Below are 26,474 nucleotides of genomic sequence, written 5' to 3'. Positions count from 1 at the left end.
CCGAGCGGCCTGGGTGGCTGAACCGGGTCGCCTACCCGATCGTGGGCTGGTCGCGACGCACCGCGCGGCCAAGACGCGGGACGACGGCGGGGAAGCTCACCGCCCCGAACGCTGCAGAAGCGACGAAGAAGAAGATTGCGTTCCACTCGGACCAGCCCCATGCGACAGCGCCCGCTTCAACAGCGTTCTCCGGATGTTCGGGGTCGTAGACGATCTTGATGCGCTCGCCCTCGAAGTGCACGTCCGCAAGGTTCGTGACGGTCGTTCGCACAGGCCTGACCCGTGGCTCGGCGGGCGCAACAAAGTGGATCTCAACGCGTTCGCCCCATCCGGAGACCGTGTTCGTCCGGTCGACGATCGCCGTACCGGAGCCTCCTCGCTGGTGCAGCGCAGCCGCTTCTGCGACCTGTACCACGGCCAAGGTTCCGCTACCGAGGACGAGTAACGCCGGGATCAGCACGAACACCGCGAATGTCATGATCGCCGGCTGGGTTTCGGTGTTGCTGCGCAGGTACCGGACCGCGGCCGGGTACGCGCGCTGCATGTCCCGGGGTCGTGTACCCGGTGCATCCGTGCTGTCCGCGCCGCGCCGCGACGTTGCGCGGCTCCACCCACGCCGGGCGAGCTCGAGAGCGATCGGAACGAGCAGGAGTCCGAGCGGGAGTATGAGCAGAGCCAGGAAGAGGAACTGGATGACGGTCGCGTCGATCCAGGGCGCGTCCTCCGCGGTGGCTCGGTTCGGCTGCTGCGGGTCGTAGGTCAGGTTGAACAGGTCACCGACCTCGAGGCCGCGCGGCCAGTGCTCAAGGGTGGTCGAGAACTGTGGACCCTCAAGGGTCTGAACATCGAGCGTATGACTGGATCTGCCGTAGAAACGCTGGTCGACGAACGCCTCGACGGTGACGCCGCGAACATCGAGGATCAGGGGCGTGACGAGGTGATCAACGGTGATCCAGGCGACCGGGATCCAGAAGACGAGGAGGGCGACGGCACTGGCCGACAAGACCCTCGTCGGAGCCTTGGAAAGATTGGTTCGCATGGTGGCGAGGCCGGTGCGGAACTTCTCCCAGAATGAGCTCTCCGGGACCGACTGCTTCGACTGAGCCGCGGACTGAGCCGCGATCCGACGCTCCATCGCCCTGCGGGCTTCCTTCTGGCGGCGAGTCATCTCGACCGCCGGTGCGTGAGGCGCCCGCCGTCCTCTGGGCTGTCGGCACGGTCCACGGCGAGAGCGTAGCGGCAGGAGGTCAACGTGAGCCACGTTCGGCTGTGGGCCGGGTCTGCGGCCTGTCCCGAACAGTTCGTCCTGGCTGAACTGTGTCGTGCAGATGTGATCGTTCTTCAGGAGACCTGGCGCGCGCACCTCGGGTTCGGCGGCGAGGTCGGGTGGCACGGTTCGGTGACGCCGAGAGTCGCGCTCTACGCTGACGTCATGGCAGCCCTCATCGCCCCGAGCATCCTGTCCGCCGACTTCGCGAACCTCGAGCGCGACCTCGGCCGGATCGCCGACGCCGACTACGCGCACGTCGACGTCATGGACAACCACTTCGTGCCGAACCTGACGCTGGGGCTGCCGATCTTCGAGCGGCTCGCGAAGGTGTCCCCGGTCCCGCTCGACGCGCACCTCATGATCGAGAACCCCGACCGGTGGGCACCGGCGTTCGCGGAGGCGGGGGCGGCGTCGGTCACCTTCCACGCGGAGGCGGCCCAGGCGCCGGTGCGCCTGGCGCGGGAGCTGCGGAAGCTCGGTGCGCGGGCGGGGGTCGCCCTGCGGCCCGCTACGCCGGTGGAGCCCTACCTGGACCTGCTCGGCGAGATCGACATGATCCTCGTGATGACCGTCGAGCCGGGATTCGGCGGGCAGTCCTTCATCGAGGGGACGCTGCCGAAGATCCGCCGAGCGCGGGAGGCCGTGAGCGAGTCGGGTCTGGACGTCTGGATCCAGGTCGACGGGGGAGTGTCGCGCGACACGATCGAGCGAGCGGCCGACGCGGGCGCGAACGTCTTCGTCGCGGGGTCGGCGGTGTACGGGGCCGAGGACATCCCGGCCGAGATCGCGACGCTGCGCGAGCTGGCGGCCAAGCACACCCACTGAGACGGCGGGGTGAGCGGTGCCAGGCTGGGAGGGGGAGCAAGGTCCGGTTCGAAAATGACCTGAGGTACCGAACGAGGCCGGATTCGGTACCTCAGGTCATTCTCGACGTGGTCTGGTGAGAAAAAGTGTGCCAAGCGGACCCACATCACACCCGGACCGTGCAGGCAGTGCACCACCGGCCCACGGTGTGACGCAGACCATGCCGGTCGCCCGGCCAGATATGGCATGCTGGCAAGCAGCAGTACGCACACACGTGCTCCGGGGTCGGTGTAATTCCGAGCCGGCGGTGACAGTCCGCGACCCGCGTCCTCCGCAAGGAGGGCCGGTTGATCTGGTGGAACTCCAGGACCGACGGTGAAAGTCCGGATGGGAGGAAGCACGTGCGGCGTCGTCGCCCCCTGGGGCGTGCGTCGCCGTGACGTCGTGCGCGCGGGCAGGGCCGAGAGGTCTCGTCCGCGCACCCGTCGTCCACCCCCGGAGCGCCGAAGCTCGGGGAAGGACCGCATGACCCAGGCACCGCAGGGCGCCGCGCAGTACGCGGCGGTATCCGCCGCACCGACCGTGGTCGAGAGCGCCATGCGCCGCGCCCTCGCGCTGGCCGCCCAGGGCCCGGCACACGGCCCGAACCCGCGTGTCGGCTGCGTGCTCCTCGACCCGGACGGCCGCACCGTCGCCGAGGGCTTCCACCGCGGTGCGGGCACCCCGCACGCTGAGGCTGCGGCCCTGGCCTCCGCACGCTCGCGCGGCATCGACCCGCGGGGTACGACGGCGGTCGTGACGCTCGAACCGTGCGCCCACCACGGCCGCACCGGGCCCTGCGCCGACGCCCTGATCGACGCCGGCGTCGCCGCCGTGCACGTGGCGGTCGGCGACCCGAACCCGGTAGCGACCGGCGGGGCGGCCAAGCTGCGGGCCGCCGGTATCGAGGTGACCACCGGCACCCTGGCGGACGAGGGCGAGGAGCTGCTCCGGCACTGGCTGCACGCCGTCCGGACCCGCCGGCCCTACGTGACCCTGAAGCTCGCGACGAGCCTCGACGGCAGGGTCGCCGCCGCGGACGGGACGAGCCGCTGGATCACGGGCCCGCAGGCACGTGCCCACGCCCACACGGTCCGTGCGCAGGTCGACGCGATAGCGGTCGGCACGGGCACCGCCCTGGCCGACGACCCGTCGCTGACCGCCCGGACGATCGACGGCGGGCTCTTCGAGCACCAGCCGCTCCGGGTGGTGCTGGGCCGCCGCCCGGTGCCGGACGCCGCCCGCCTGCGCGGGCCCGGCGGCGCGCTGCTGCACCTGCCGGAGCACGATCTCGCAGCCGTGCTCGACCGGCTCGCGGAACGCGAGGTACGCCACCTCCTCGTGGAGGGCGGCCCGACCCTGGCGACCGCGCTGCTGGCCGCCGACGCCGTCGACGAGCTCCACGCCTATGTCGCGCCGGTGCTGCTCGGCGCCGGTCCGACCGTCGTAGGGGACCTCGGCATCACCACCATCGGCGCGGCGGCGCGCTTCACCACCCACGACGTGACCCGGCTCGGGGACGACGTGCTCATGGTCGCGCGCCGCGCGCAGCCCACAACGAACCAGCCACGACAGGACGGTCGGCCCGTCCGGCCCACCCAGGAGGAGATCTGATGTTCACCGGAATCATCGAGGAGCTCGGCTCCGTCGTCGCGATCGCCCGGCCCGACGGCGACGACGCGTCCGACGCGGTCCTGACCGTCGTGGGCCCGCTCGCCGCGTCGGACGCCCGTCCCGGCGACTCGATCGCCGTCGACGGGGTGTGCCTCACCGTCACCTCGGTTGCCGACGGCGCGTTCGTGGCCGAGGTCATGCCGGAGACCCTGCGCCGCAGCTCGCTCGGCGGCCTCGTCCCGGGTGCGCCGGTCAACCTGGAGCGCGCCCTGCCCGCCAACGGCCGGCTGGGCGGGCACGTGGTTCAGGGGCACGTCGACGGCGTCGCGACGCTGGTGGGCCGCACGCCCGGACCGCGCTGGGACGACCTCGCGTTCGGCGCGCCCGGCACGCTGACCCGGTACGTCGCGGAGAAGGGCTCCGTGGCCCTCGCGGGGGTCTCGCTGACCGTGACCTGGGTGTCGGACGAGGGGTTCGGCGTGTCGCTCATCCCGACCACGCTCGCCGCGACGACGCTCGGCCGGCTCACCCCGGGTGACCTGGTCAACGTCGAGGTGGACGTGCTCGCGAAGTACGTCGAGCGGCTGCTGGCGACGGGCACGACCGGCGCTCCCGCACCGAGTGCTCGGGCCGCCTTCGGCGACCTGGCGACGGAGGCCGCACGATGAGCGCGCGGGACACCGCGAGCGCCGTTGGCGTCGTGGACGAGCGGCTCGTGGCCGGGCCGGGCTCTGGCCTCGTGGAGCAGGCCCTCGCCGAGCTGGCTGCCGGCCGTCCGGTCCTCGTGGCCGACGACGCGGGCCGGGAGAACGAGGTGGACGTGGTGCTCGCCGCGAGCACGGCGACCGCCGAGTGGGTGGGCTGGACGGTGCGGCACTCGTCGGGCTACCTGTGTGCGCCGATGCCCGCCCACCGTGCGGACGCGCTGGAGCTGCCGCTGATGGTGGAGCGGAGCGAGGACCCCCGCGCCACCGCGTACACGGTGTCGGTGGACGCGGCGGAAGGCGTGACGACGGGCATCTCTGGTGCGGACCGGGCGCGGACGCTGCGGGTGCTGGGTGACCCGGCGTCGGGCGCGCGGGACCTGATCCGGCCGGGGCACGTGCTGCCGCTGCGGGCGCGGCCAGACGGCGTGCTGGAGCGTGCGGGCCACACGGAGGCCGCGGTGGACCTGGTGCGGCTCGCGGGCGGTGCGGGCCGGGACCTGGGCGAGGTGGGTGCGATCGCGGAGCTCGTCCGGGACGACGGCGACGTGCTGCGCCTGTCCGAGGCGCGGGTTCTGGCGGCGGAAGCCGGGCTCGTGGTGCTGACGGTCGCGGACCTGGTGGCGTGGCGTCGTGCGCACGACCCCGCGCCGTTGCTGGGCGAGGCTCCGCTACCGGACGACGTGCTGCCGGGCGACTCCGCGTTCGACGACGTCCCGGCCGCCCGCGTGCTCCGCGTGGGGGAGGCGTCGTTGCCGACGCGGCACGGCGAGTTCCGGGTGGTGGCGTACCGGGACCTGCTCTCGGGTGCCGAGCACCTGGCGCTGACCCCGGTGGCGCTGTCCGGACCGCGGCGGGAGGGCTCGGCGCGCGGCACGCTGGTGCGGGTGCACTCGGAGTGCCTGACCGGCGACGCGCTCGGCTCCCTGCGGTGCGACTGCGGCCCGCAGCTGGAGGCCTCGCTCGAGGCGGTGGCCGCAGAGGGCGGCGCAGTGGTGTACCTGCGGGGCCACGAGGGCCGGGGGATCGGCCTGGCGGCGAAGATCCAGGCCTACGCGCTGCAGGACGGCGGCCGGGACACGGTCGAGGCGAACGTGGACCTCGGGCTGCCGGTCGACGCGCGGGAGTACGGCGCGGCGTCGGCGATGCTGGCGGACCTCGGGCTGGACGGCGTGACCCTCCTGACGAACAACCCGGAGAAGGTGTCGGGCCTGCGGGAGGCGGGTACGGACGTCGTCGGGCGGCGGGCGCTCGTGGTGGGTCGCGGCGTGCACAACCACCGCTACCTGGAGACGAAGCGCGCCCTCCTGGGGCACCGCATCGAGAGGCTGGACCTCACGGAGCTGAAGCTGGCGATGAACCCTGCTGTGAACCCTGCTGTGAACGAGGACGAAGGAGCATGCGCATGAGCGGCGCTGGAGCACCGAAGGTGACCGTGGACGGAACCGGCCTGCGGGTCGTGGTCGTCGCGGCGAGCTGGCACGAGCAGGTCATGGACGGTCTGCTGGCCGGGGCGCGCAGGGCGCTGGAGGCGTCGGGCGCCGACTGGACGGAGGTCCGGGTGCCTGGCTCGTTCGAGCTTCCGGTGTCGGCGGCACGCGCGGCCGCCGGGGGAGCGGACGCCGTCGTCGCGCTGGGCGTGGTGATCCGGGGCGGGACGCCGCACTTCGAGTACGTGTGCTCCGCCGCGACGACCGGCCTGACCGACGTGAGCGTGCGCACGGGCGTCCCGGTCGGGTTCGGGGTGCTGACGTGCGACGACGAGGCGCAGGCGCTGGACCGGGCCGGTCTGGACGGCTCCCGCGAGGACAAGGGCGCCGAGGCGGCCGAGGCCGCGGTCGCCACGGCCGTGACGCTCCGGGACCTGGTGCCCGCACCCCGGTGACCTGCTGTCGCGGTGGCCGCGAAGGGAGCGGCCACCGCGACATGTCATGGTTGACACCGAGATTAATAGTGTGCCAAGCACTTCTGAACCCACCCGGAGCTCCCAAGCACATCGCACCTCAGCCAAGATCGGGAAGCCCGGGAGTGGCCTGCGCCATAGGTCCGACATGGCCAGCAGGTGGGACGGCGGCGGGTAGTGCCCCCGGTGCCCGACTAGGCTGGGCCCGTGAAGACCTTCGAGACCCTGTTCGCCGAGCTGACCGAGAAGGCCGAGACCCGTCCAGCGGGTTCAGGCACCGTGGCCCAGCTGGATGCCGGCGTCCATGCGATCGGCAAGAAGGTCGTGGAGGAGGCCGCCGAGGTGTGGATGGCAGCCGAGTACCAGTCGGACAGCGAGACCGCGGAGGAGATCTCCCAGCTCCTGTACCACCTGCAGGTTCTGATGGTCGCCAAGGGACTGACCCTCGAGGACGTGTACACGCATCTGTAGCGAGGCCTCGACCTCGCACCCAGATCCGCCGTACACCCAGAGAGGAACCAACCACATGCTGCGCATCGCCGTCCCCAACAAGGGTGCCCTGTCCGGCCCCGCCTCCGAGATGCTGCGCGAGGCGGGCTACCGTCAGCGCCGTGACACCCGCGAGCTCGTGCTCGCCGACCCCGAGAACGACGTCGAGTTCTTCTTCCTGCGCCCGCGCGACGTCGCGGTGTACGTGGGCACCGGAACCGTCGACGTCGGGATCACCGGCCGGGACCTGATGCTCGACTCGGGCGCCGACGCGGTCGAGCACCTCGGCCTCGGGTTCGCCCGGTCCACGTTCCGGTACGCGGCGCCCGCCGGGCCCGGCGAGACCGCGCCGGTGACCGAGGTGAGCCAGATCGCCGGGCGGCGCGTGGCGTCGTCGTACACCACACTCGTGGCCCAGCACCTGGCGAAGCAGGGCGTCGAGCCCGCCGCGATCGTGCACCTGGACGGCGCCGTGGAGTCGAGCGTGCGGCTCGGCGTCGCGGACGTCATCGCCGACGTCGTGGAGACCGGTACCACGTTGCGGGCCGCGGGCCTCGAGGTCTTCGGCGACCCGATCCTGCGCTCCGAGGCCGTGCTGATCCGGCAGGCGGACGTCGAGCAGCCCGCGGGCCTGAACGTCCTGACGCGGCGGCTGGAGGGCGTGATCACGGCCCGGGAGTACGTGCTCATGGACTACGTGGTCCCCGCGGCACGGCTGGAGCGGGCCGTGGCGATCACGCCGGGCAAGGAGTCCCCGACCGTCTCCGCCCAGCACCACAGCGACGCCTGCGCGGTGCGCGTCATGGTGCCCCGCAGCGAGACCAACCAGATCATGGACGCGCTGTACGACGTCGGTGCGCGCGCCATCATCGTGACGTCTATCCACGCCTCCCGGTTGTAGGCCCCATGAGCGCGGAGACCGGCAGCGGCGACACCGGCCCCCACCGGGGCCGGGACCACTTCCGTGCCTTCCGCGGGCGCTTCGGGACGCCGACGGCGTACGGGCTCGCGCTGCTCGTCGCCGGGGGCTGCACGTTCGTCGCGCTGGCCGCGAACAGCGCCGACGCCGCGAACCGGGCGGGGATCATCGTGTTCGGTCTCCTGGGCGCCGTCATCGCCTGGCGCTTCGGTGCCGTGCGCGCCCTCCCGGACCCGACCGGCCTGACCGTGGTGAACTACGCCAAGCGCCGTCGGCTGTCGTGGGCCGAGATCGTGGGCGTGCGGTTCGGGCCGAACGACCCGTGGGTGCACCTCGACCTGGCCGACGGCGACGTGCTCGCCGTGATGGGCATCCAGCGCGCCGACGGCGAGCACGGAATGGCCGAGGCGCGCCGCCTGGTGGCGCTCATCGCCGAGCTGGGCGAGGCCCCCGAGCCCGACCGGGACGAGCCCGACCAGAGGTAGCCGGACCGGGAAGCGCCCGGGCAGCAAGAACGGCGGTCGAGCTTGCCGAGACCAGGTCTCGGCAAGCTCGACCGCCGTCGTCATGCGACTGCTCGTCGAGCGTCAGCCGGGTCAGCGGCTGCTGCGCGCCTCCCAGTGGGCGGTGCTGCGGGCACGGGGACCACGCTCGCCGTCCGGACGGCGGTGGTCGCCACCGCTGCGGGGCGCACGGTCGCGGTCGCCTCCGGGCCGTGCCGGACCGCGGTCGAGCGTGATGCGCAGCGGCTTGCCGGCCACGCGGGCGCGGGCCAGACGGTCGAGCGCGTCGTTGTCCAGCGGCGCGATGATGTCCACCAGGGAGAAGCTGCCGAAGATGTCGATCTTGCCGACGTCGGCGCCGGTGATGCCGCCCTCGCCCGTCAACGCACCGACGATCCCGCCCGGCTGCACGCCGTGCGTGTGGCCGACGGCGATGCGGTAGCGCGTGCCACGGGCCGGACGACGGATGCCGCGCTCGCCCTCGGAACGGCCACGCGGGGCCCGGTCGTGCCGGTCACCGTCACGGGCGTTGCGCCGGGCCGCGGCCGACTTGGCCTCGCTGCGCTCCCGCTCGTACTCCTCCTGCTCCGCACGGGCACGGGGACCGTCGTCGCCGACCGCGAGCGCCGCGATGGCGGCGGCGACGTCGATGGGGTCGACGTCGTTGTCCTGGGTGTAGGTGCGGATGAGGTCGGTGTACATCTCGAGGCGGCCGGCTTCGCGGCGGGTCGCGACCTTGCCGAGGGTGCGCTTGACCTGGTGGGCGGAGACGTCCTTGGGGGAGGGGATCTCGATCTCTTCGAGCGAGGCGCGGATGGTGCGCTCGATGCTGCGGAGCTTGCCGCGCTCGTGGGGGGTGACGAAGGTGAGTGCTTCGCCGGTGCGTCCGGCGCGTCCGGTGCGGCCGATGCGGTGGACGTAGGCCTCGGGCTCGCCGGGGACGTCGAAGTTGACGACGAGGCCGATGCGGTCGACGTCGAGGCCGCGGGCTGCGACGTCGGTGGCGACGAGGACGTCGAGGGCGCCGGAGCGGAGCCGCTCGACGATCTTCTCGCGTTCCTTCTGTGCGACGTCGCCGGAGATGGTGGCGGCGGAGATGCCCTTCTCGATGAGGGCGGAGCCGACGTCTTCTGCTGCGCCGCGGGTGCGGGTGAAGACGATGGCGGCGTCGGCGTCGGAGGTGGCGAGGACGCGGGCGAGGGAGCCGACCTTGTGGCGGAAGGGCACGACGGCGTAGGTCTGGCGCACCGCGGTGACGGTGGAGGCCTGCCGGGTGACGGCGATCTGCACGGGGTCGGTCATGTGGTGGTCGGCGACCTTGCGGATGGCCGGGGGCATGGTCGCGGAGAAGAGGGCGACCTGGCGCTTGGTGGGTGCCTGGCCGAAGATCTCCTCGACGTCCTCTGCGAAGCCCATGCGGAGCATCTCGTCGGCCTCGTCGAGGACGAGGAAGCGGATGTCGTCGAGCTTGAGGGCGCCGCGGTCGAGGTGGTCCTTGATGCGGCCGGGGGTGCCGACGACGACGTGGACGCCGTCGCGCAGGGCGCGCTGCTGGGGGATGTAGGGGGCGCCGCCGTAGACGGGCAGGACGCGGACGTCGTCGAGCTCGGTCGCGAAGGACTCGATGGCGTCGGCGACCTGCATGGCGAGCTCGCGGGTGGGGGCCAGGACGAGGGCCTGGACCTTGCGGAGCTTGGGGTCGATGGCGGCGAGCAGCGGGAGGCCGAACGCGGCGGTCTTGCCGGTGCCGGTCTGGGCGACGCCGGTGATGTCGCGGCCGGCGAGCAGCTCGGGGATGGCGCGCGCCTGGATGGCGGAGGGCGTGACGAAGCCGAGCTTGTCGACGGCTGCCATCAGCTGCGCGGGGAGGCCGAGGCTTGCGAAGGTCGGGCCGGTGGGCTCCGGCTCCGGGGCGGGCGCTGCGGGCTCGGACGTGGCCGGCTCGGCGGCGGGCTCCGTGGCGGTTGCCTCGGGGGCCGGGGTCTCGGAGGTGGTCTCCGAGGTGGTGCCCTCAGTGGTGACGGCCTCGGGGGTCGTCTGGTCGCCGGTGTCGGCGATGGCCTGCTCGGTGTCCTGCTCAGCAGGCGCGATCAGGTCATGGGTGTCGATAGACATGCAGTGCTGCACCGTTCGTCGTCGCGGGCGGAGTCAGGGCCGAGGTGAGGGCCCTCGCGTCGCTCGCTCCCGAAACACCTTCCCCGCAGCCAAGGCTGCGGGCCTGCCTCGCACGTTATGTGCACACACGGGAAGACGACGAACTCCAAGGGGATGTGACACCACCCTATCGGCTGCTGGGGGCTTCGGCACAGGTGCGGGGAGCGTGACGTGCAGCACGGGGGTGATGTTGTGCGTGGTGAGGGGCGTGGTTGTGTGGTTGGACGGCGCGCCAGTGCGGATACGCAACGGCGGCCACGTAGGATGGCGGCCGAGACGAAACCGGCGTGAACAAGGGCGGTGTGCGTGTCTGCTGGGGCGGAGATGAGCTCCCGGGTCCTGACCGTGCCCAACGTGATCAGCCTGGTGCGGCTGGCGCTCGTGCCGGTCTTCGCCGTGCTGATCGTCCTGGGCGAGGACGGTTGGGCGTTGCTCGTGCTCGCGGTCTCGGGCGTGTCGGACTGGCTCGACGGTGTGCTGGCCCGTCGCCTGAACCAGGTCACCCGATTGGGGCAGATGCTGGACCCGTTCGCGGACCGCCTGTTCATCTTCGTGACGCTGATCGGCCTGGCCTGGCGTGAGGTGGTCCCGCTGTGGCTCGTGGTGGCGATCGTGGCGCGTGACGTGCTGCTGGCGCTGACGGTGCCGGTGCTGGCCCGTCTCGGGTACGGCACGCTGAACGTGACCCTGGTCGGCAAGGTCGCGACGTTCGCCCTGTTGTACGCGTTCCCGCTGCTGCTGCTCGCGGAGGCGCCGGGCTGGGTCGGCGCGAGCGCCCACGTGGTGGGCTGGGCCTTCACCTGGTGGGGTGTGGGTCTGTACTGGCTGGCGGGGCTGCAGTACGTGGCGCAGGTGCGGCGACTGGCGGGCGGGGCATGACCGCACCGGGTTCGTCGGCGGGTGCGCAGGTCCGGCGCCCGGACGAGTCGATGACGCTGCTGCGCGAGGTCACGGAGCGTCCGCTGGACCCGGGGTACGCGCAGATGGCTCAGCGGCGCGCGGAGGCGGGGGAGACGACGTCGCGGCGGGGCGCGGTGAGCGTGGTGACGTGGCTGCTGGTGGCGGTCCTGCTCGGTGCGGCGACCACGGTCGCGGTCCGCGAGCTGCGGGCGCCGCAGCCGTCGGTGGCGAAGGGACGTACGGTGCTGATGGAGCGGATCCAGGAGCGCAGTGCTGCGGTGGAGTCGTTGTCGCGGCGGTCGGTGGAGCTCGGTGCGGAGGTGGACGGGCTGCGCAGCGGTGGGTTGTTGCCGTCTGCGTTGGTGGAGGTGAACGAGCTGGACCGGTGGGTGAGCGGTGCGGTGCCGGTGCGGGGTCCTGGCATGGTGGTGAGGCTGACTGACGGTTCGGGTGGCGGGCTGGTGGATCCGGGTGATGCGCCGGCGGAGTCGCGGGTGCGGGACGCGGACGTGCAGTTCGTCGTGAACGAGCTGTGGGCGGCGGGTGCTGAGGCGGTCGCGGTGAATGATGAGCGGTTGACGTCGTTGTCGGCGATCCGGAACGCGGGTGACGCGATCCTGGTGGATCTGCAGCCGTTGAACGGGCCGACGTACACGGTGGAGGCCGTGGGGGACCCGGAGGACATGCAGGCCGAGTTCGCGCGGTCGGCGGGGTTGGGATTCCTGCAGCTGCTCGAAGCGGAGTACGGCATCGAGAACGAGGTGACGACGAGCGAGGGGATGTACCTGCCGGGTGCGGGCTCCCCGACGCTGCGGTTCGCGCGTACGACAGAGGACCGATCCGAGGAGGACGACGGATGATCGCGATCGTGGGGCTCGTGGTGGGGGTGGTTGCCGGCCTGGTGCTGCAGCCGACCGTCCCGTTGATGCTGCAGCCGTACCTGCCGATCGCGGTGGTGGCGGCGCTGGACGCGCTGTTCGGGGGGCTGCGGGCGATGCTCGACGGGTTGTTCGACGACAAGGTGTTCCTGGTGTCGTTCTTGTCGAACGTGGTGGTGGCCGCGTTCATCGTGTTCCTCGGTGACCAGCTCGGTGTGGGTGGGCAGCTGTCGACGGCTGTGGTGGTCGTGCTCGGTATCCGGATCTTCTCGAACGCTGCCTCGATCCGCCGGCACATCTTCAAGGCGTGAGCATGGGCGACGAGCGCGGCAGGGGACCGGACGGGTCTGCGGACCAGGCCCGTGACGGGGTCGAGGACCGCGGCGAGGACCGGGGCGTGGACCAGACGGAGGCCGAGGGCCGGGTCGAGCATCGGGTCGACGACGAGCCCGGTGCGCCGGCGAGCGCCGAGCAGCCGCTGCCGGCGTCGGGCTGGCGGCGGGTGGCGCAGCTGCTGCGGCCGCGTGGTACGCGTTCGGAGCTGTTGACGGGGCTGCTGTGCCTGCTGCTGGGTTTTGCCCTGGCGGTGCAGGTGGGGCAGTCGACGGGGGACCAGCTCAGCAGTCTGCGCCAGGACGAGCTGGTGCGGTTGCTGGACGAGGTGACGCAGCGCGCGGACCAGCTCGACGCGGAGGTGGCGAACCTGGAGGAGATCCGGGACGAGCTGCGGTCGGAGGACGGCCGGGACCAGGCCGCGCGGGATCTCGCGCTGAAGCGTGCCGAGCAGGAGGGCATCCTCTCGGGCAGGCTCCCTGCGCATGGTCCGGGGGTGCAGATCCATGTGGCCGACGGTGAGCGGCCGCTGGAGGCGCAGGTCCTGTTCAACCTGCTCGAGGAGCTGCGCAACGCGGGGGCCGAGGCGATCCAGGTCAACGGGGTGCGGCTCGTGACGACCAGCTACTTCGTGGACTCCGGTGGCAGCGTGGTGCTGGACGGGTCGGCGATCAGCTCCCCGTACGAGTGGACGGCCATCGGTGACCCCGAGACGATCGACCGTGCGCTGGAGATCCCGGGTGGTGCGCTGCCGCGGATCCGTGAGGAGGGCGGTGAAGCGACCACCACGGTCTCCGACCAGGTCAGGGTGGACGCGCTGCGTATCCCGGGGGAACCGGAGCATGCCGAACCGGTCGAGGAGGAGTGACCCGCGCCACGTTCCGGGCGCTGATCGGGGGGCCGGTGGTACGAGCTGTGGAAACCGGCATGCGGAACCGCCGCGACGTGGGTAGTTTTATCCGGGTTGGTTCCCAACTTTGGTTTCCGTGTCCATCGTGGTCGGGGTAGGTTGAGTGGAACCCGGGGACGGTCCCAGCCGTTGTCCGAGCGTAGTAACCCAGCACATCATCACCGCACCCGAGGAGACCTGATGACGGACCCCAGCGCCCATCCGGTCGGGCCCGATACCACGGCCAACCTGGGTCGCATCGCGTTCCCGACCTCCGACGAGCAGGCGCCACGCACGGCGCTCAGCCCGGAGGAAGCCGCCGCGGTCGCCGCTCTGCCGCGGCACTCCGCGCTGCTGATCGTGCAGCGCGGCCCAGGATTCGGTGCACGCTTCCTCCTGGACACCGGTCGCTCGGTGGCCGGCCGGAGCGAGCAGGCCGACATCTTCCTGGACGATGTCACCGTGTCCCGCAAGCACGCGGAGTTCGTGCGCGAGGGCGACTCGTTCGTCGTCCGTGACATCGGCTCACTGAACGGCACCTACGTCAACCGTGGCCGCATCGACGCGGCCACGCTGGTCACCGGCGACGAGGTGCAGATCGGCAAGTTCCGCCTGACCTTCCACGCCAGCCCGCAGTCGCCGGGGCAGTGGGGCGCGGGGACGCCCGCCCCGTGACGACCGGCGCCGCGCGCGACGATCGTGGGGTCCACGGCCCCGCCGTCCCGCGCCACGACCGTGCACAGGACACCGAGCACGGTCAGGACCAGGACGACCTCGACGCGCCCTGGCCCCGTGGCATCTCCCGCCAGGCCACGATGCGCATCAGCGACGTGCTGCGTGCGCTGGGCCAGGAGTTCCCCTCCGTCTCGCACTCCAAGCTCCGCTTCCTCGAGGAGCAGGGCCTGATCGAGCCGGTGCGCACGCCGTCGGGCTACCGCCAGTACAGCCAGGCCGACGTCGAACGACTGCGGTTCGTCCTGACCGAGCAGCGCGACAGCTACATGCCGCTGAAGGTCATCAAGGAACGCCTCGCCGCGATGGACGCCGACCCCGACTCGGCCGAGCACCCCGCACCACGCCTGGCCGGCGCCGCCGCACCCGCCCGGCGCCGCTGGACCGCGCAGTCCGTGGCCGACGCGGCCGGCGTCACCGAAGAGTTCGTGCAGGACCTGGCCAGGGCAGGCCTCCTGCCGTCGTCGGGCAGCACCTTCGGGTCGAGCGCCGTCGACGTCGCCCGGATCGCCGGCGCCCTGGCAGAGTTCGGCATCGAGCCCCGCCACCTGCGTTCCTTCCGCACCTCCGCCGACCGGCAGGTCGCGCTCGTCGACCAGGTCGTCGCACCGCTGCGCAGCCAGCAGGCCAGCGCGGCACGCGGCCGCGCCGCCAGCATGGCGAGCGACATCGGTGAGCTGTTCACCCGCCTGCACGCCGCATGGGTCCGGCAGGGCATCGACGACCTCGGCTGACCGGCGTCCGCCCAGGACACGGCCCCGCCACGTGGCCCCTCCCGCGCCGCGCCCGCACGTAAAGATCACCCGTCTTTGCCGCCGGCCGACCCGTCGGTGACCAGGAATTTGTCCCGCGCGCGCGACGAGTGACCACGAGAAGCCGTACGGTGAAAGCGTGAGGCCCGACGACGTGCCGATGGTTCCCGTGGAGATCATCGGTGTGCGACAGCAGCAACGCGATCAGGAGATCGTCGTGCTGCTGCTGGACAGCGCCGCCGACCTGGCCATCCCCATAGTCATCGGCGCACGTGAGGCCAGCGCCATCGCCATGGCTCAGGCAGGCCTCGCCACACCCCGCCCCATGACCCACGACCTCCTGCGCGACGTCCTCGGCGCCGTCGGCGTCACGCTCGAACGCGTGGAGATCGTCGCCCTGGAAGGCGGGATCTACTTCGCCGAGCTCGTCCTGAGCAACGGCGTCCACCTCGACTCCCGGGCCTCCGACGCCATAGCGCTCGCCGTGCGCACCAGCAGCCCCGTCCTGTGCTCCGCCGAGATCGTGGCACTGGCCGGCGTCGAGATCGTCGACGTCGACCAGCAGGCCGAGGTCGAACGGTTCCGCGACTTCCTCGACCACGTCACCCCCGAGGACTTCCTCGGACCCCCAGGTGGCGGCACCCCAGGCGGTGGTGGCCGAACCGGATGAAAGCGGACCAACTCACCGGGTGAAAACCGAACAGCTCGCGACACGCCGAACCTTTCACGGCGCGCATCTTTGAAATCACCTTCGACGCGCCATAGCGTGGTCACGACACCCCAGGAGGCACAGTGAACACCAGCGGTGAGAGAGCCACACGCGCTACGGTCCCGCACGGCGCGCAGGGCCTCCTCTTCGGTGAGGACCTGACGGAGCAGGACTCCACGACCGGCTATCGCGGAACCACGGCATGCCACATCGCCGGCATCACCTACCGCCAGCTCGACTACTGGGCCCGCACCGGACTCGTCGAGCCCAGCATCAAACCGGCCACCGGCTCCGGAACGCACCGGCTGTACAGCTTCCGCGACATCCTCGTGCTGAAGGTCGTCAAGCGCCTCCTGGACACCGGTGTCTCCCTGCAGCAGATCCGCACCGCCGTCACCGCGCTGCGTGAGCGGGGCGTCGACGACCTGGCACAGATCACCCTCATGTCCGACGGCGCGAGCGTGTACGAGTGCACCTCACCCGACGAGGTCGTCGACCTCGTCGCGGGCGGCCAGGGCGTGTTCGGCATCGCCGTCGGCCGGGTGTGGCGAGAGATCGAAGGCACCCTCGCCCAGATGCCGACCGAGACCCTCGACCCGGGCGAGCCCGGCGACGTCCCCGCCGTCGAGGGCGACGAGCTCGCGCAACGCCGGGCGGCACGCTCCGCCGGCTGACCCGGCCGCCACCACACCGCATCACTCAGCCGTCTGGGACGGGGCCGCGACGAACCCGACCAGGCGGTCTGCTGTATCCCTGCTGGATACGGCGTGCAGGCGTAACCTGCCAGCATGCAGCTCACCTTCCACGGTCACGCGTGCGTCAGCCTCGCCCTGCCCGACGGCGGCGGCACGCTCGTCATCGACCCCGGATCCTTCTCCGACACCCAGGCCGCCCTGAACGGTGCCACCGCCGTCCTGATCACGCACGACCACGCCGACCACCTGGACGCGGAAGCAGTGCTCCAGCACCTCGCATCCGGCACCGACGCCCACGTGTGGGGCCCACGCTCGGCCATCGACGACCTCCTCTCCGGCGACGCACCGACGGAACGCGTCCACGAGGTCACGCCCGGCGACGTCCTGCACATCTCGGGCGCCCAAGTCACCGTCGGCGGGGGAGACCACGCCGAGATCCATCCCGACGCCCCCCGGCTGGCCAGGAACGTGACCTATCACGTCACGACGCCCGGGCGCGGGATCTACCACCCCGGCGACTCATACACCGCACCCGACGCCCTGCCCGACGACGTCCTCGACGTGCTGCTCGTGCCGGTCTCCGGACCCTGGGTCAAGCTCGCCGAGGTCATCGACTTCGCGCGCGCCGTCCCCGCCGCCGTCGTCGTGCCGATCCATGACGCACCGCTGTCCGAGGTGGGCCACACCCTGACCGCGCGGTGGCTGGACACGGCACGCCTCGGCGGGAAGTACACCTACACGCGCCTGTCGGCAGGGGAGTCGCTGACCGTCTGACGCGGCCACCACCGCAGCAGCCCGACGACCGCCAGGGTGAACTCCGCAATGTCCCGGTTGTGGAGTTTGCGGCGCGCGGTACCGATGGGCGACGCTGTGCCCGTGGCAGAGGAAGAGATCGAACAGGCAACCAACCTCGCCGTGACGCTCGGATGGGTGGCCCTCGCGATCACCGTGGCGTTCTTCGCCGTGATGCTGGCCTCGAAGGTGGTGCGGTTCGCCGCACGCAGCAACGAGACCGTCCGGGAGATCGCCGTGCGGCTGCGCAAGCCCGCCCACGCCACGTTCATGGTCCTGGGCATGTGGATCGCCGTGTGGTCGACCGCGAACCGTGGTGACCACTGGTTCCCCGTGCTGGAGCACGTCGTGGTGGTGTCGGTGATCGTCAGCTCCGCGTGGATGGTCGCCACCGTGGCCCTGGTGGTCGAGGACCGCGCGCTGCACCGGGTGGGCACCAGCATGGAAGGCCGGCACGCGCGCCGGCTGCGTACCCAGATCCTGGTCGTGCGGCGCCTCACGATCGGCCTGGTGTCCGTGGTGGCGTGCGCGGCGGTCCTGTTCACGTTCCCCGAGGCCAGGACCGCCAGCGCGAGCCTGCTGGCGTCGGCCGGCGTGCTGTCGGTCGTGGCGGCCCTCGCGGCGCAGTCCTCGTTGGGGAACCTGTTCGCGGGGATGCAGATCGCGTTCAGCGATGCGGTGCGTGTCGGTGACGTGGTCGTGGTCGAGGGCGAGTGGGGCACCATCGAGGACATCACGCTCGCGTACGTGGTGATGCAGATCTGGGACGAGCGCACGCTGATCCTGCCGTGCACGTACTTCACCTCCACGCCGTACGAGAACTGGACGCGGCGTAAGACGGAGGTCATGGGCATCGTGGAGATCGACGTCGACTTCCGGGTGCCGCTGGAGCCGATGCGCGACGAGCTGCGGCGCATCCTGGTGGAGTCACCGTTGTGGGACGGCCGGGTGGTGAGCCTGAAGGTCACCTCCGCCGTGTCCGGGCTGGTGCGTGCGCGGGCGACGATCAGCAGCGCGGACAGCCTGGCGCTGTGGGACCTGCAGTGCCTGGTGCGCGAGGGCCTGGTGACGTGGCTCCAGCGGGAAGCACCGGACGCGCTCCCGCGAACCCGGTGGGAGCACTCCGATGCCGGGGCCGTGGTGCGGAGCGCCGCCCAGGCCGCGGTGTGAGGGCCTCTACAGCAGGGGGCGCAGCGGGATCAGGAGGTACTCCCCGATCTTCGCGAGCGCCCCGCGTTCCTCCCACTGCGCGAGCGTGAGCTCCTGCGCGTTGGACAGGTCCATGGCGAAGATGTCCTCCATGCGGCCAGCCAGGCCGGGGTCGACGATCTCGAGGTTGACCTCGTAGTTGCCCGTCAGGCTGAGCCGGTCGATGTTGGCCGTGCCGATGGTGGTCCACCGGCGGTCGATGGTGGCGGTCTTGGCGTGCACCATGGCGCCTTGGTACAGGAAGATCCGCACGCCACCGCGCAGCAGGGACGCGTACTGGCCGCGGGCGAGCCAGTCGGCCACGACATGGTTGGAACGGTGGGGGACCAGGACCCGGACGTCGACGCCGCGTGCGGCCGCGGCGAGCAGCGCCGCGTGGATGTCGTGGTCCGGGATGAAGTACGCCTGCGTGATGTACACGTGGTTCGTGGCGCGGTCGATCGCGTCGAGGTAGAGGCCGCGGATCGGGAACACCAGCTCCGAGGGCGCGTTGCGGGCGGCCTTGAGGTGGGGGAGCCAGGCCTCGGACCCGACGTCGGGCAGGATGGGGTGGCGCGGCTTGCGGTGCCGGTTCCAGAAGTCGACGAACGCGTTGCGCAGCTCCCACACGGACGGGCCGGCGAGGCGCACGTGGGTGTCGCGCCACTGCGTGGCGTACAGGGAGCCGATGTTGTACCCGCCGACGAACCCGATCTCGTCGTCGACGACGAGGATCTTGCGGTGGTCGCGCCCGGAGGTGCGGATGTTGAAGTAGGCCATCCCGGGGCGCAGCACGGGGAAGCGCAGCATGTGCACGGCGGGCGGGAAGCGGAAGAACGAGTACGGCACGACGAGGTTGGCGAAGCCGTCCACGATGACGTAGACCTCGACCCCGCGAGCGGACGCGTCGATGAGGGCCTGCTTGAACTGCTGGCCCACGTGGTCGTTCTTCCAGATGTACGACTCGAGCATCACGGTGCTGCGAGCGCCGCGGATCGCCTCGAGCATCGCCTCGAACAGGTCGGCGCCGTAGGTGTAGACCGTGGTGGCGGTCTGGTCGATGTGCTCGGTGAGCGGCTTCTCGGTGGGGAACTTCGCCGTGAGCGGGTGCCGGCGCCGTCGGACCATGTCGGTGACGGTGAGTGCGACCGCTGCGCCGACCGGTACGGCGGCCGCGACGATCGCGGCCCGGGTCGCGAGCGTGCGGGCCCGCTGCACGAATCCGGACGGGATGTCGAGCGTGAGCTTGGGGAGGTTGCTGAGCTGGGGGAGGTTACCGGGGACCTTGCGAGACGCCACGGGCTCACGGTACCCGGTCTCGCGGTTCTGGCATCGGATTTGTGCTTCGGTCTCAGTCGATCGCCGCTGCCAGGGGGTGGGAGCGGATGGCGGCGGCGAGCTCGCCCTCGATGCGGTCGAGGTAGACGCCGGTGGTGGCGATCGACGCGTGCCCGAGCAGCTCGGCGACGACCTTGACGTCCCATCCGTCGGCGACGAGCAGGGTCGCGGTGGTGTGCCGCAGGGCGTGGGGGGTGGCCTCGCGCTGGTAGGGCGCGGGCATGCGGGACACGGCGCGGGACAGCAGAGCGCGGATCGCCTGGGTGTCGATGCGGCGTCCGCGCCAGGACAGCAGGAGGGCGCGCTGGGCGTCGGCGTCCTGGGGTCGCTTCGTGGCGAGGGTGGGGCGCAGGCTGGTGAGGTAGTCCTCGAGGGCGCGGGCCAGGGGCGGTGACAGGGTCACGGTGCGGGTGTTGCCGCCCTTGCCGCGGATGCGCCACGTGGTGCGCTCGGGCTCTCGGGCGACGTCGTCGACGTCGGTGCGGGCGAGCTCGGAGACGCGCGGGCCGAGGACGAGCAGGAGCGCGACCACGAGCCGGTCGCGCAGGACGAGGTCCTGGTCGGTGCGGGCCGGTGCGTCGGCGGGGGTGGTGGTCAGCAGGCTGCGTGCCGCACCGGCGGACAGGGCTGTGCGGGCGGTGCGCAGGGTGCCGCGCACCTTGGCGGGCGGTGCGGCCCACTGCATGGGGTCGGCCTGTACCCAGCACTCGCGCGCGGCGTACGCGAGGAACCGGGTGACGGACTGCCGGAACCGGTTGACGGTGGCCGTGCTGCGTCCGGGGCCTGGTTTGCGGTCCGGGTCGGTGTACCGGGCGTCGGGTGCGGACTGGTAGCGCACCAGGACGCTGTCGACGTCGGGCCCCGTCACGTCGTCGAGGACGCGGTCGCGGCCGGTCAGCCGGCCGAACTCGGTGACGTCACGCGTGTAGCTGCGTGCCGTGGCGGGGGACAGGACACCGCGGATCGTCTCGACCTCGACCGCCGCGAGATAACGACGGGTGGCTTCGGCGACGGTGATGCGCTCGAGGCGCGGAGGGGCGACCATGACCGTCACCCTAGGCGGGACCACTGACACTCCCGATATGCCGGAATATGCCGCTGACCTGCGATGCGATCCGCACCTCTCGACAGGTGCCGCGGGTGCGCCGTGGTACGCCGGGGCGGTGTGGCTCAGGCGAGGTCGCGGCGGCGCGGCACCGTGAGCACCACAGCACCCAGGTACTGCCTCCGAGGAATCTACAGTGCGTTTACTAAAATCGACACGGTGTAGACTTTGGCAGGCAGAGGGCAGCAGGCTCTCCACACGACTCCTCGGAGGGGCAGTGCAGCAGCAGAAGTGGCTCATCACCGGCGTCAGCTCAGGCCTGGGGCGCGCGTTCGCCCAGGCCGCCCTGTCGGCCGGGCACACCGTCGTCGGAACCGTTCGTTCGGCGCAGGACCTGCAGGCCTTCGAGGGACTCGCCCCCGGGTACGCGCACGGCCGCGTCCTGGACGTGACCGACGGCGACGCCGTGTCGGACGTCGTCGCGGAGGTCGAGCAGAACGTCGGGCCCCTGGACGTCGTCGTCGCGAATGCGGGCTACGGCCTGGAGGGCACGTTCGAGGAGACCCCGCTGGGGGAGGTGCGGCGGCAGTTCGAGGTCAACGTCTTCGGGGCGATGGCCACGCTGCAGGCGGCGTTGCCGCACATGCGCCGACGCCGGCGCGGGCACCTGATGGCCGTCACCTCCATGGGCGGGCTGATGGCGGTGCCCGGCATGTCTGCCTACTGCGGCAGCAAGTTCGCGCTGGAAGGCGTCCTGGAGGCGCTGGGCAAGGAGGTCGCGCAGTTCGGGATCCATGTGACGGCCATCGAGCCCGGATCCTTCCGCACCGACTGGGCCGGGCGGTCCATGTCCCGGGCCGCGCGGACCGTTGACGACTACGACGAGCTGTTCGACCCCATCCGGGCGGCGCGGCACAAGGCCAGCGGCAACCAGCTGGGCAACCCGGTCCAGGCGGGACAGGCTGTGGTGCAGATCGCGTCGCTCGACCAGCCGCCGGCCCACCTCGTCCTGGGCTCGGACGCCCTGCGCCTGATCACCGCCGCGCGAGCTGCCGTGGACGACGACATCCGCACCTGGGAGACGCTCTCCCGGACCACCGACTTCACCGAGGGCGCTCAGCTCTGATGACCGGCGACCACGCCGCACGGCGGCGGCGCACCGCAGATCGCAAGGGCGACCTGCGGGAACGGGCCATCTTGGACACCTGCGAAGCGCTGCTCGCGCGCCAGGGCTACGACGCCGTGACGGTCGGCGACCTCGCTCAGGGCGCCGGCATCACCCGCGGCGCCCTGTACTTCTACTTCGGCTCCAAGCAGGAGGTCGTCACGGCGCTGGTGGCCCGGACCGTCGCGCACCTGTGGGAGCGGTCCAGGGCCACCGCGGAGGCCGAGGAGCCGCGTCAGGCCATCGCGGTGGCCATGCGACGCACGATCGAGCTGTGGAGCGACCATGGTCCGGTCATGCGCACCGCGATCGACCTGTCGTTGAGCGTGCCGGAGATCGGCGCGCTGTGGAGCCGGACCGCAGACTTGTTCAGCGCGGCCATCACCGCCGTCCTGGAGCGGGCCGGCGTCCAGGCGGGCACCGGCCCGGAGCAGGCGTCAGCGATGGGTCGCGCGCTGTGCTGGATGATCGAGCGGACCTTCTACCACGCCTCCCAGCAGTCCCCGCAAGAGCTGCGCCGGGCCTCCGCGACGTGCGAGCACATCTGGCTGATCAGCGCGGGCCTGAAGGCCTGACGCACCCCGTGATTGAATCCGCTCGTGCGAGCCATTCTCTTCGACCAGTTCCACGGTCCCGTCGAGGTCCGCGAGGTACCTGATCCCCGGGCGCCCGACGGCGCAGTAGTCGTGCGGGTGCACGCCACCGGCCTGTGCCTGAGTGACTGGCACGCCTGGTCCGGGCACGACGCCGACATCGCCGCCCTGCCGCACGTCCCGGGCCACGAGCTCGCGGGAGTTGTCGCGGAGGTCGGCACCGGCGTCACGGGCTGGCACGTGGGGGACCGGGTCACCGTGCCGTTCGTGAGCGGCTGCGGTACCTGCGAGTGGTGCCGGACCGGCCAGGCGCAGGTCTGCCCCGACCAGACCCAGCCCGGCTTCACGCACTGGGGCTCCTACGCGGAGCTCGTGGCGCTGCACGCGGCCGACGCGAACCTCGTCGCCATCCCTGACGGCGTCTCGTTCGAGACCGCGGCGAGCCTGGGCTGCCGCTTCGCCACCGCCTACCGGGCAGTGGCCGGGCGGGCGCAGGTCCGGGCAGGGGAGTGGGTGGTGGTCGTCGGCGCGGGCGGCGTCGGCCTCAGCGCGATCATGATCGCCGTGGCCCGTGGGGCGCGCGTCGTCGCGGTCGACCGCTCCGCGGTGGCGCTGGACGCGGCTAGGCGCACCGGAGCGGAGCGCACGGTGCTCGCTGACGGTCTCGAGGTCCCCGGCGTCGTGCGGCAGGTGACCGACGGCGGCGCGCACGTCGCGGTGGACGCGGTCGGGAGCGAGCAGACGTGCGCCGACGCGATCGGGAGCCTGCGCCGTCGTGGGCGCCACGTCCAGGTGGGCCTGTTCCCGCCCGTCGACGGCGGCCCGCGCGTGCCCATGGGCCGGGTGATCGCCTGGGAGCTCGACGTGCTGGGCAGCCACGGTATGGCAGCGGCCGACTACCCCGAGATGCTCGACCTGGTCGCTTCCGAGGCGCTACGTCCTCAGGACCTGCTCGACCGGGTCGTCGGCCTGGCGCAGGCCGCGGAGCTCCTGCCGACGATGGACACCACGCCGCGCGCCGGGATGGTCGTTCTCGACCCGCGGCGGGCGTGACGGGGAGCCACACCCTCGGTCGGTGCGGGGCGTTGCTAACGCCCGGCGCCGCGCTTCCCACGAGGCAGCAGCGCCACGGCGCCCGGTACGGCATTGCCGGCGACGGCGACACCGGTCACCACGAGCACGGCGCCCACGAGCTGGGTGGGCTGGGGCCGCTCCGCGAGGACGGCCGCGGCGAGCGCCAGCGCGAGGATCGGGTGGACGAGCAGCAGCGCCGCGGTCGTGCTCGGCGCGAGCTCGGCGCTGCCCGTGTTGATGAACATCCAGGCGATGACCTGGCCGAGGACGGCCAGCAGGAGCAACAGGAGCCACGAGCGGGCGGAGATGCCGGTGATGTCGAGGCCGGAGCCGAACGGGGCGAGGAGCGCGGCCGTGGTCGCCGCGGACAGGGTCGCCCAGGCCAGCGACTGTACGGTCCTACCGGGTGACGCCCGATTCCCGCGGCGGGTGAGATAGAGGTAGACGGCGTACCCGACGCCTGCGAGCACTCCGAGCACCGTTCCCGACACGACGCGGTCACCGTCGGTCTCTGCGCCGGCGCCGATCCCGCCGACCATGACGATCCCCGCGCCCATCGCCGGGACCGCGAGGAGGAACCGTCGCGGTGGACGTTCACCGTCGAAGGCGAACGCGAGCGCGGGCAGGACGATCACCTGCACGTTGACCAGCACGGTGCTGATCCCGGCGCCGACGTGGTAGATCGACGCCGTCCACGCTGCGTAGTCCACACCCAGCGCGATCCCGGCGACGATGGCCCAGAGCGTGGCGGTCCGCGAGGGCGCACCCCGGCGTCGACGCTCCCACAGCGCGAGCGGGACCAGGAACGCGCAGGCGATCGCGCAGCGCAGGACCGCGGTGGTGGACGGGTCGACCCCGGCGAGCTTGACGAGGACCGCCGAGGCGGAGAGACACAGCGCCCCGGCGAGCACCGACAGGGATGCGGCTCTGTGTGATCGTGCCGTGCTCTGGCGTCTCGGCTGCGCGATCGTCCTGGTCTTCTCCACGCAGGTGACGCTATGGGCCGGAATTGCGCTTGTCTACGACCGGTTTGTTGAATCAAGTCATAAGCTAACGTTAAGAATATGTGGGAATGGAATCGGCTCAGAGCACTCGACGCGCTCTCCCGCACCGGTTCGGTCAGGGAAGCCGCCACGCTGCTCGGCATGTCGGGGCCAGCGGTCTCCCAGCAGCTCAGGCGACTGGAGGCCGAGGCAGGGGTCAAGGTTGTCGAACCGTGCGGACGAGGCATCCGGCTCACTTCCGAGGGGGAGGTGCTGGCCCGCTACGCGGGGCGAGTGGCAGCCCTGATGCAAGAGGCCGACAACGCCGTGCACGCCCGGGACCCGCTGGCCGGCGTGGTCCGTATCGGTGCGGTCGCGTCGGCGGTCAGAACGGTCCTCACGACCGAGCTCGTCGACCTGCGCGCGGCCCATCCAGGCGTCGACGTGTTCGTCGAGGACGGCGAAGCGGTCGATCATGTTCGCCGGCTCGCGGAGGGACACCTGGACCTCGTGATCGCCGAGTCATGGTCCCCGACCCCGGTCCGGCTCCCTGCCGGTCTGACGTACCGGCGGCTCGCCACGGAGGAGGCGTACATCGCGCTGCCCGCCAGCCACCCGGGACACACCAGGGCCGAGGTCGATCTCCGGGACCTCGAGGGCGCGTCCTGGGCCACCTGCCCAGCAGGGTCCGACCCGCATGTCGCGCTCACCCAGGTCGCTCACTCGCGCGGCGTCGACGTGGACGTGCGCTTTCACGTCGCGGACCACGTCACGCAGATCGAGCTCGTCCGCGCTGGGCTCGCCGTGGCGTGCGTCCCTGCCTCCGCTCGCCGGTACGCCTCCGACGACGTCACGTTCCTCCCACTGGCCGAGCCCCTGTGGCGGGAGCTCGTCCTCGCCACCAACCGGCGCAGCAGCAGCCGCGCGGTGCTGCACCTTGCCGACCGGCTTGCTCGGCTGGGCGGCGACTGACTGCCGGTGAACCCGCGCCGCCTGCCTGCCGCCCGACCCCGGGTCTGGCTCAGGCCGGGTCGGGGCCTCAGTCGCGGCTCAGACTGCCCAGCGCAGGAGCGCGTCGAGCGGAGCCGGTACCCGGTCCAGCGGCAGCACCTGCGCCAGACGGCGCCCGTAGCGCTCCTTGCGGCCGCCCTTCGAGCCGATGAAGCGGTGCAGCTGCTGGGTGGTGGTGCGCTCCCGCTGCGCCGGCTGGCCCTGGAGGCGTTCGAAGCTGCGCAGCTCTCCCTCGGCATCGATCAGGGCGAGGAACCCGTCGACGCCGATCGCCCGGATGAGCTCGTCCTCGAGGTCCCGGTCGCAGCGGAAGAAGCCGAGGTCGGTCAGGGGAGTGGTGGCCGCGAACGGACGCAGCCCTACGCGGTCGAGGCCCTTGACGACGAAGCGTTCCTCCGCGGCGTCGTACAGGCCGCCCAGACGGATGTCCTGGTCGCCGAGCGCGACGAGGTGGCGCCCGATGTTCGTGATCCCGCCCATCGCGAGGACCTGCACCCCGAGGTCGGCAAGGGGGAGGCCCAGGCGGGCGGCGAGCGTCTCAACCGCCGCCCGGTCGCTCTCGCCCTCCACGAGCACGGCGGCGCTCGTGGAAGCAGGGGGTACTCCTACGGGGTTCATGTCCCTGGATCGTATGCCGCAGGGCCGGGGACGGGCCCGACGGATTTCCGTCCTGCTACTGTTTTGCCCTTACTTCATGCCGACTAACCGTTGTGTTGCGCTAAACACAGTGCTTTGAGGCGGTTCACGGTTGATCGTGCGGGGCGGGCGAGGGGTCGTGCCGAACGGTCATGCTGTGAGCGCGGTGCAGTGAGGGTGTGCTGAGGAAACGCTGCACCTGGACGGCTCTGGGCACCCCCGGGTGGCTGCACGGCGACGAGCTCGGTCAGGTGTGACGTCCAGGCCCGTGAGTTCGGCAGTTTGGCGCGTCCGGGCCTGTGAGCTCGGTCGGGGGGGGGGTGTGTGGGGGGGTAGAAAGCCAGAGCCCTAGCAACCCCCAC

General features: G+C 71.7%; 28 protein-coding genes and 1 riboswitch. Of the genes, 22 read left to right on the top strand and 6 right to left on the bottom strand.

Translation table 11 applies throughout. The annotated features are described in order from the left end of the window. Window positions 1-31: 31 nt before the first annotated feature. On the bottom strand, window positions 32-1,525 hold the full coding sequence (locus AB0F40_RS18720; RefSeq protein WP_357470785.1) for a hypothetical protein: 1,494 nt from the start codon (window positions 1,523-1,525) through the stop codon (window positions 32-34). Here AB0F40_RS18720 and rpe point away from each other — a divergent pair. The 8 genes from rpe (at window position 1,433) to AB0F40_RS18680 (ending at window position 8,227) form a co-directional block, all read left to right on the top strand. Continuing rightward, window positions 1,433-2,095, top strand: coding sequence for a ribulose-phosphate 3-epimerase (rpe, locus tag AB0F40_RS18715; RefSeq protein ID WP_357470782.1), 663 nt, complete (start codon window positions 1,433-1,435; stop codon window positions 2,093-2,095). The genes AB0F40_RS18720 and rpe overlap by 93 nt on opposite strands. A gap of 249 nt (window positions 2,096-2,344) precedes the next feature. After that, a riboswitch (FMN riboswitch) is annotated at window positions 2,345-2,479 on the top strand. 120 nt (window positions 2,480-2,599) lie between these two features. Beyond that, complete coding sequence (gene ribD, locus AB0F40_RS18710; protein ID WP_357470779.1) at window positions 2,600-3,727, top strand: bifunctional diaminohydroxyphosphoribosylaminopyrimidine deaminase/5-amino-6-(5-phosphoribosylamino)uracil reductase RibD; 1,128 nt, start codon at window positions 2,600-2,602, stop codon at window positions 3,725-3,727. Then, window positions 3,727-4,395 (top strand): riboflavin synthase, encoded by a 669-nt coding sequence (locus AB0F40_RS18705; protein ID WP_357470776.1) that lies wholly within the window; start codon window positions 3,727-3,729, stop codon window positions 4,393-4,395. Before ribD ends, AB0F40_RS18705 begins: the two co-directional genes overlap by 1 nt. Beyond that, on the top strand, window positions 4,392-5,840 hold the full coding sequence (ribB, locus tag AB0F40_RS18700) for a 3,4-dihydroxy-2-butanone-4-phosphate synthase (protein ID WP_357470773.1): 1,449 nt from the start codon (window positions 4,392-4,394) through the stop codon (window positions 5,838-5,840). Before AB0F40_RS18705 ends, ribB begins: the two co-directional genes overlap by 4 nt. After that, window positions 5,837-6,316, top strand: a complete 480-nt coding sequence (ribH, locus tag AB0F40_RS18695; RefSeq protein ID WP_357470770.1) for a 6,7-dimethyl-8-ribityllumazine synthase — start codon at window positions 5,837-5,839, stop codon at window positions 6,314-6,316. Before ribB ends, ribH begins: the two co-directional genes overlap by 4 nt. Window positions 6,317-6,541: 225 nt before the next feature. Further along, entirely contained in the window at window positions 6,542-6,805 is a 264-nt protein-coding gene (locus AB0F40_RS18690) for a phosphoribosyl-ATP diphosphatase (protein WP_108494143.1), read from the top strand. Between the two features lie 55 nt (window positions 6,806-6,860). After that, a complete protein-coding gene (gene hisG / locus AB0F40_RS18685) occupies window positions 6,861-7,724 on the top strand; it encodes an ATP phosphoribosyltransferase (RefSeq protein WP_357470767.1) in 864 nt (287 codons plus the stop codon). A 5-nt stretch (window positions 7,725-7,729) separates the two neighbouring features. Beyond that, window positions 7,730-8,227 carry a PH domain-containing protein gene (locus AB0F40_RS18680; RefSeq protein WP_357470764.1) on the top strand — a complete coding sequence of 166 codons (498 nt, stop codon included), beginning with the start codon at window positions 7,730-7,732 and terminating at the stop codon, window positions 8,225-8,227. 111 nt (window positions 8,228-8,338) lie between these two features. On the opposite strand, the gene AB0F40_RS18675 is transcribed toward AB0F40_RS18680, so the two are convergent. Beyond that, window positions 8,339-10,360 carry a DEAD/DEAH box helicase gene (locus tag AB0F40_RS18675; RefSeq protein WP_357470761.1) on the bottom strand — a complete coding sequence of 674 codons (2,022 nt, stop codon included), beginning with the start codon at window positions 10,358-10,360 and terminating at the stop codon, window positions 8,339-8,341. 363 nt (window positions 10,361-10,723) lie between these two features. On the opposite strand from AB0F40_RS18675, the gene AB0F40_RS18670 reads away from it, so the two are divergent. The 10 genes from AB0F40_RS18670 (at window position 10,724) to AB0F40_RS18625 (ending at window position 18,249) form a co-directional block, all read left to right on the top strand. Then, window positions 10,724-11,278 carry a CDP-alcohol phosphatidyltransferase family protein gene (locus tag AB0F40_RS18670; RefSeq protein WP_357470758.1) on the top strand — a complete coding sequence of 185 codons (555 nt, stop codon included), beginning with the start codon at window positions 10,724-10,726 and terminating at the stop codon, window positions 11,276-11,278. Continuing rightward, window positions 11,275-12,159, top strand: a complete 885-nt coding sequence (locus AB0F40_RS18665) for a DUF881 domain-containing protein (RefSeq protein WP_357470755.1) — start codon at window positions 11,275-11,277, stop codon at window positions 12,157-12,159. The genes AB0F40_RS18670 and AB0F40_RS18665 overlap by 4 nt, the downstream gene beginning before the upstream one ends. Then, complete coding sequence (locus tag AB0F40_RS18660) at window positions 12,156-12,488, top strand: small basic family protein (RefSeq protein ID WP_357470753.1); 333 nt, start codon at window positions 12,156-12,158, stop codon at window positions 12,486-12,488. The genes AB0F40_RS18665 and AB0F40_RS18660 overlap by 4 nt, the downstream gene beginning before the upstream one ends. Before the next feature lie 2 nt (window positions 12,489-12,490). After that, complete coding sequence (locus AB0F40_RS18655) at window positions 12,491-13,378, top strand: DUF881 domain-containing protein (RefSeq protein WP_357470833.1); 888 nt, start codon at window positions 12,491-12,493, stop codon at window positions 13,376-13,378. 222 nt (window positions 13,379-13,600) lie between these two features. Beyond that, window positions 13,601-14,074, top strand: a complete 474-nt coding sequence (locus AB0F40_RS18650) for an FHA domain-containing protein (RefSeq protein ID WP_357470750.1) — start codon at window positions 13,601-13,603, stop codon at window positions 14,072-14,074. Beyond that, window positions 14,071-14,865: a MerR family transcriptional regulator gene (locus AB0F40_RS18645; RefSeq protein ID WP_357470747.1), complete on the top strand. Its 795-nt coding sequence runs from the start codon at window positions 14,071-14,073 to the stop codon at window positions 14,863-14,865. The genes AB0F40_RS18650 and AB0F40_RS18645 overlap by 4 nt, the downstream gene beginning before the upstream one ends. 178 nt (window positions 14,866-15,043) lie before the next feature. Further along, window positions 15,044-15,553, top strand: a complete 510-nt coding sequence (locus AB0F40_RS18640; protein WP_357470830.1) for a bifunctional nuclease family protein — start codon at window positions 15,044-15,046, stop codon at window positions 15,551-15,553. Between the two features lie 122 nt (window positions 15,554-15,675). Then, window positions 15,676-16,266: a MerR family transcriptional regulator gene (locus tag AB0F40_RS18635; protein WP_357470744.1), complete on the top strand. Its 591-nt coding sequence runs from the start codon at window positions 15,676-15,678 to the stop codon at window positions 16,264-16,266. Window positions 16,267-16,380: 114 nt separating this feature from the next. Further along, window positions 16,381-17,061 (top strand): MBL fold metallo-hydrolase, encoded by a 681-nt coding sequence (locus tag AB0F40_RS18630; RefSeq protein ID WP_357470741.1) that lies wholly within the window; start codon window positions 16,381-16,383, stop codon window positions 17,059-17,061. A 102-nt stretch (window positions 17,062-17,163) separates the two neighbouring features. After that, the gene (locus AB0F40_RS18625; RefSeq protein ID WP_357470738.1) at window positions 17,164-18,249 is read left to right on the top strand and encodes a mechanosensitive ion channel domain-containing protein; all 1,086 of its coding nucleotides are present in this window, start codon (window positions 17,164-17,166) and stop codon (window positions 18,247-18,249) included. Window positions 18,250-18,255: 6 nt separating this feature from the next. Here AB0F40_RS18625 and AB0F40_RS18620 read toward each other — a convergent pair whose 3' ends face one another. Both AB0F40_RS18620 and AB0F40_RS18615 read right to left on the bottom strand, forming a co-directional pair. Beyond that, complete coding sequence (locus AB0F40_RS18620) at window positions 18,256-19,566, bottom strand: phospholipase D-like domain-containing protein (RefSeq protein ID WP_357470735.1); 1,311 nt, start codon at window positions 19,564-19,566, stop codon at window positions 18,256-18,258. 52 nt (window positions 19,567-19,618) lie between these two features. Then, a complete protein-coding gene (locus AB0F40_RS18615) occupies window positions 19,619-20,650 on the bottom strand; it encodes a tyrosine-type recombinase/integrase (RefSeq protein WP_357470732.1) in 1,032 nt (343 codons plus the stop codon). Window positions 20,651-20,927: 277 nt separating this feature from the next. On the opposite strand from AB0F40_RS18615, the gene AB0F40_RS18610 reads away from it, so the two are divergent. From AB0F40_RS18610 to AB0F40_RS18600, 3 genes are read left to right on the top strand one after another with little or no spacing between them, the layout of a single operon-like run. After that, window positions 20,928-21,776 carry an oxidoreductase gene (locus tag AB0F40_RS18610; RefSeq protein ID WP_357470729.1) on the top strand — a complete coding sequence of 283 codons (849 nt, stop codon included), beginning with the start codon at window positions 20,928-20,930 and terminating at the stop codon, window positions 21,774-21,776. Next, window positions 21,776-22,390: a TetR/AcrR family transcriptional regulator gene (locus AB0F40_RS18605; RefSeq protein ID WP_357470726.1), complete on the top strand. Its 615-nt coding sequence runs from the start codon at window positions 21,776-21,778 to the stop codon at window positions 22,388-22,390. Before AB0F40_RS18610 ends, AB0F40_RS18605 begins: the two co-directional genes overlap by 1 nt. Window positions 22,391-22,414: 24 nt before the next feature. Beyond that, a complete protein-coding gene (locus AB0F40_RS18600; protein ID WP_357470723.1) occupies window positions 22,415-23,461 on the top strand; it encodes an alcohol dehydrogenase catalytic domain-containing protein in 1,047 nt (348 codons plus the stop codon). A gap of 35 nt (window positions 23,462-23,496) precedes the next feature. Here AB0F40_RS18600 and AB0F40_RS18595 read toward each other — a convergent pair whose 3' ends face one another. Then, the gene (locus AB0F40_RS18595; protein WP_357470720.1) at window positions 23,497-24,468 is read right to left on the bottom strand and encodes a DMT family transporter; all 972 of its coding nucleotides are present in this window, start codon (window positions 24,466-24,468) and stop codon (window positions 23,497-23,499) included. Window positions 24,469-24,546: 78 nt separating this feature from the next. Here AB0F40_RS18595 and AB0F40_RS18590 point away from each other — a divergent pair, with 78 nt between their 5' ends. Further along, window positions 24,547-25,437, top strand: coding sequence for a LysR family transcriptional regulator (locus AB0F40_RS18590; protein WP_357470717.1), 891 nt, complete (start codon window positions 24,547-24,549; stop codon window positions 25,435-25,437). Window positions 25,438-25,515: 78 nt separating this feature from the next. Here AB0F40_RS18590 and AB0F40_RS18585 read toward each other — a convergent pair whose 3' ends face one another. Beyond that, window positions 25,516-26,094 (bottom strand): TOPRIM nucleotidyl transferase/hydrolase domain-containing protein, encoded by a 579-nt coding sequence (locus AB0F40_RS18585; protein ID WP_357470714.1) that lies wholly within the window; start codon window positions 26,092-26,094, stop codon window positions 25,516-25,518. Between the last annotated feature and the right edge of the window lie 380 nt (window positions 26,095-26,474).

Origin of the sequence: Promicromonospora sp. NPDC023987, from assembly GCF_040639055.1 — a bacterium.
Classification (GTDB): Bacteria; Actinomycetota; Actinomycetes; order Actinomycetales; family Cellulomonadaceae; genus Promicromonospora.
This window is presented reverse-complemented; position numbering and strand designations above follow the sequence as displayed.